Source organism: Verrucomicrobiia bacterium, assembly GCA_035577545.1.
Taxonomy (GTDB): Bacteria; Verrucomicrobiota; Verrucomicrobiia; order Palsa-1439; family Palsa-1439; genus Palsa-1439.
Window position 1 is genome coordinate 1 of record DATLVI010000045.1, and the last position, 4,166, is coordinate 4,166.

6 protein-coding genes and 1 tRNA gene are annotated in these 4,166 nt (G+C 57.4%); 5 read left to right on the top strand and 2 right to left on the bottom strand.

The window, feature by feature from the left end:
• The 4 genes from VNL17_16770 to VNL17_16785 form a co-directional block, all read left to right on the top strand.
• The coding region (locus VNL17_16770) for an FHA domain-containing protein (protein HXI85734.1) at window positions 1–894 on the top strand (894 nt) is incomplete at its 5' end.
• The gene (locus tag VNL17_16775) at window positions 891–1,568 is read left to right on the top strand and encodes an NINE protein (protein HXI85735.1); all 678 of its coding nucleotides are present in this window, start codon (window positions 891–893) and stop codon (window positions 1,566–1,568) included. The genes VNL17_16770 and VNL17_16775, both read left to right, overlap by 4 nt.
• A 12-nt stretch (window positions 1,569–1,580) precedes the next feature.
• Entirely contained in the window at window positions 1,581–2,237 is a 657-nt protein-coding gene (locus tag VNL17_16780; GenBank protein HXI85736.1) for a DUF4339 domain-containing protein, read from the top strand.
• 13 nt (window positions 2,238–2,250) lie between these two features.
• On the top strand, window positions 2,251–2,847 hold the full coding sequence (locus VNL17_16785; GenBank protein HXI85737.1) for a ubiquitin-conjugating enzyme E2: 597 nt from the start codon (window positions 2,251–2,253) through the stop codon (window positions 2,845–2,847).
• Window positions 2,848–2,916: 69 nt separating this feature from the next.
• On the opposite strand, the gene VNL17_16790 is transcribed toward VNL17_16785, so the two are convergent.
• Window positions 2,917–2,991 (bottom strand) — tRNA-Phe (locus VNL17_16790).
• Between the two features lie 42 nt (window positions 2,992–3,033).
• Complete coding sequence (locus VNL17_16795) at window positions 3,034–3,444, bottom strand: hypothetical protein (protein ID HXI85738.1); 411 nt, start codon at window positions 3,442–3,444, stop codon at window positions 3,034–3,036.
• A 129-nt stretch (window positions 3,445–3,573) separates the two neighbouring features.
• Here VNL17_16795 and VNL17_16800 point away from each other — a divergent pair, with 129 nt between their 5' ends.
• A complete protein-coding gene (locus VNL17_16800) occupies window positions 3,574–4,056 on the top strand; it encodes a GAF domain-containing protein (GenBank protein HXI85739.1) in 483 nt (160 codons plus the stop codon).
• The last annotated feature ends 110 nt before the right edge of the window (window positions 4,057–4,166 follow it).

A 4,166-nucleotide genomic window follows, 5' to 3' on the forward strand; every position in this document is an offset into this window, starting at 1 on the left:
CAAAAGGGCAGCATCTTTCTCCAGGGATGGTTTTATCTCGGTGCCGCCGGACTTCTCGGTGCGCTTTTGGGTTGGGGACTTTGTGAGCGCAATTTTGTCGACGGTGTAGGACATACTTGGGCCAACTTTTGGATGCTGCCCGCAATCATCACGTTCATGTGCATTGGCTACGGCGTTTCGGAAAGTGCAGTCGAGCGCTCTGCTCGCAAGGCGATCCTCCGTGGATTGCTTGCGCTGCCGTTGGGCGTCGTCCTCGGTTTCGTCTTCGATCTCGTCGCCAACCTGATCTACAACATCGCGCTCAGTGTCTGTGCCGAAGCCGGCGTCCAATCGTTCCGCAATCCCGCAGTCTGGATCGCGCGAGGCATTGGTTGGGCAGTGTTCGGCCTGGCAGGCGGCACTGTCTATGGCATCGTCGGCCAGTCCATGAAGAAAGCGAAATACGGAATCATCGGCGGGCTGATAGGCGCCGGCATCGGCGGCATGATCTTCGATCCCATCATCATGGCCGTGCATCGCGCGAGCTTGAGCCGCGCCGTCGGCTTCGCCTTGTTTGGCGCGGCCACAGGCGCCGCAATGGGCTGGGTCGAAAGCGCTCTGAAAGACCGTTGGCTCTACGTCACATCTGGCCCGCTCGCTGGCAAACAATTCATTCTGTACAAATCGCTCACTACTATCGGCAGCGAACAAAAATCCGACATTTATCTCTTCAAAGATCCCAGCATTCTCGGCCAACATGCCGCCATCGCCATCTCCGGCTCTCGGGTTCAAATCAAAGCGCTCGGTACTTCTTACGTGATGGGCAGTCCCATCACAACGCGTGTGCTCCAGGACGGCGATCTCGTACAGATTGGCCGCTACGCCTTCCGCTACAAGGAAAGGCATCGTTCATGAGCGCAGCAGTATGCCCCTATTGCCGCGCGCCCATGCTTGCGGACGAGACGAACGTATTGCTCTGCCCGGGCTGTTCCACGCCCCATCACTCCGATTGTTTCGCCGAAAATGGTGGCTGCACCGTCTTCGGTTGCAGCGCCGCTCCGCCCGAAGAGCCAAAGTTGCGCCTCACGGGAAGTGAGATCGCCGCATCTGGTGCTCCTCCCGTTGCCCGGGGGGATGCGTTTTCTGGCAGCGCTTTGCCCACGCTTGGTTTGCCCACAAATACTTCCGTCGCAACGCCAACTCCCGCGGTGCGCACCAAGACGCCTCCACCTCCGCTTCCCGGAGTTGCCGCCCAGCCTGCATCCATACCGCTGCCCCGATTCGGCGCGGGCAGTGTGCTCTTTGGTTCGCAATCCGCCGCAGTTGTAGCGACCGCTGCGCCGGCGACCCCTCTTTCATTCGAACCCGACCCCGACGCCAAAAACCGTATGACCTTCATCATTCTCGGTGTGCTTCTCGGCGCATTTGGTGCCCATAATTTTTACGCCGGCTACACCAAAAAAGCCGCGGCCCAGCTTTGCATTACAGTCCTATCGCTCGGCTTTGCCAGCCCAATGGCTTGGGTCTGGGCGGTCATCGACGTTTCAACGATTGACTCCGACGAAAAGGGAATTAAATTCAGGTCCTGAAGGCGGAGCGCAATGGAATATCAAATCCAACGCGGTGATCAAACGTTCGGTCCGTACTCCCTTGCCGAACTCCAGCAGTATGTCCAGGAAAGTCGCGTCCTGCTTACGGATCTCGCGCAAAGCGAAGGAATGGCCGACTGGGTTCCCGTTTCTCAAATCCTCGGAAATATTCCTATCCCTGCGCCCGCGCAAGTTCTTGCCCAGCCGCCGCAGGACCTCATACCTCTTCCGCCCAATATTCACTGGGTTCTTGTCCTGATCATCATGATTATCAGCAGATTTGTCGGCCTCGTCTTCATCTTGTTCACTTGGGTCTGGAGTTTGGTCCTCGCCAATTGGGCCCGCCGGCTCGTCAACAAGAACACGGCCATGGTTCTCGTCGCCATGTACCCCGCTGGAATTCTCGCGGGTGGGGTTACGATCGCCGTTGGCACCGCGTCGAACACCACTGCCCTCATCGTGCTTGGCTTCGTCTTTCTTCTGGCGGGTGTGATCTCCTACGTCCTCGGCATCTTCAAAATCAGGGACGCCATGGAGGAGTATTACAACTCGAAGGAAAACATCGCGCTCACCCTCAGCGGCGTCATGACCTTCTTCTTCAGCATCATCTACCTGCAGTACCATATCAATCGGATCGCCAAATGGAAGCAAACTGGCATCCTTACCTAAGGTCCCTTCGAACATGCCCTCGCCCCGTACACGCCGCCTCATGCTTGACCACGAGATGCTCACCTCTCGTCTTGCGAATTGGCCCGTCATTCAAATCACCGGCACCGCTGGTATCCCGCCGGAAATCTATCGTATCGCCTACCATCTCAAGGGTCTCTACGTCGCCGCCAACGGCCAAATCCTCGAACGCCTCGCCCATGTCATGGAAATCAATCTTTCCCTCGGTTATCCCCGCCGCGCGCCGCAGTGTCGCATGCTTACGCCTGTCTTTCATCCCAATTTTGACGACGCCCAAGTCTGCATCGGCGATTTCTGGGCTGCCTCGGAGGGCCTAGACGACCTTGTCGTCCGCATCGGCCGCATGATTTGCTATCAGGAGTTCAACACCAAGAGTCCACTGAACGGCCTAGCCGCCAAATGGGTGGAACAAAACGCGTCGCTGCTCCCCATCGACACGCGCAACGTCGCGCCTCCCGCCATGAACAGCAATCCGGCGCCGCCTCCGGTTGAAACTCCCACTCCCGCAGATCCTGGTTCTTCGACCGAAACTCCCACCCCATCTGCGCCGGCCACAGAGGATCCCTGGTCCCAGAAAATCTCCATTTCCTGAACGGTGGCGGCAGCTCACACCGGCAGCCTGACGCTATTAGATTGTCTTGGGGAAGGTTTCAAACAGAACTGGTGCCGGGGGCCAGAATCGAACTGGCTACGCCCGCCTTTTCAGGGCGGCGCTCTACCAGTGAGCTACCCCGGCACGCAAACAACTTTTCTATTTTAGGGGCGTCGTGTCAGCGTGTCAATTCGCCGCCGAATCTGTTTTTGCTCCAAGACTTGCAACAAAATGCAGTCCCACTCCAACAATCATCGGGATCAACCCTATGGACGTTCTCCATGACCGCCCCGCCATCCCCAGCGATGGCTCGTACACAAATGCCAGAAGCAGAAAAATCGGCGAAAACAGAGTCATCAGTGACCCCAGCCACTGCAACGCCCTCCTCCACGTCGACTCCTGCTCTGTCAGGTAGAGCCCTAGGCAAACGTTCACCATTGCTGCCGCGGCAAGATAAATGTGCCGCGACACGTACATCAAATGCACGTCGTCCGGCAGGCCTGCAAGCTGTGGCTTGTGAAAATGCATCGCCTGTCCGCTAACGACGAAAGCCAGCGTCGCCAGCAGACCTATAAACAGGTGAAGCCGTTTCATCATGTTTTCTTTGCAGGCGCGCACATCCTAACAAAATCCATCCCTGCTTGCGATTATCCCCGGCGATTATTCAACGACATGCAGTCGTTCACGAAGATTTGCGCTGCGCCGTAGCCGTGATTCAATAGAAGCATGCCGACCACCACTCAAGAATCTGTCTCGATTATTTTCGAGCTGGAAAGGCTTGCGTCCAGTGCTTCAACCGCCGACGCCCTGATGATCTCCTTCGTCGGCCTGCTCCACGAAAAGCTCACTCGCTACAACTGGGTCGGCTTCTACACGATCGATCCGGAAGATGCCAACATGCTCGTCCTCGGCCCGTTCCGCGGCGCTGCTACACCGCACACGCGCATCCCGCTCAACCAGGGCATCTGCGGCGCAGCTGCGTCCAGCGGAGAGACCGTTGTCGTGGATGACGTCAACAACGACGCGCGTTATCTTGCCTGCTCCATCGAAACAAAATCAGAAATTGTCGTTCCGGTTTTTGCGAAGGGAAGGGTCGTCGGCGAACTCGACATCGACAGCCACGTCCATGCCGCCTTCGGCCCCGAGGACCGCAAACTCTGCGAACACGCCGCCCAACTACTCGGCAAATTCATCGACTCCCACAAATAGCGCAGCCGACGCGTTGGATAATTCTGTCGTCCATCCGCTGAGGCCTTCTAAATAGTACCCACTCCTTGCTCCGGTCGAAAAATGTGCGCACGCCAAACGCTGCACCCCAG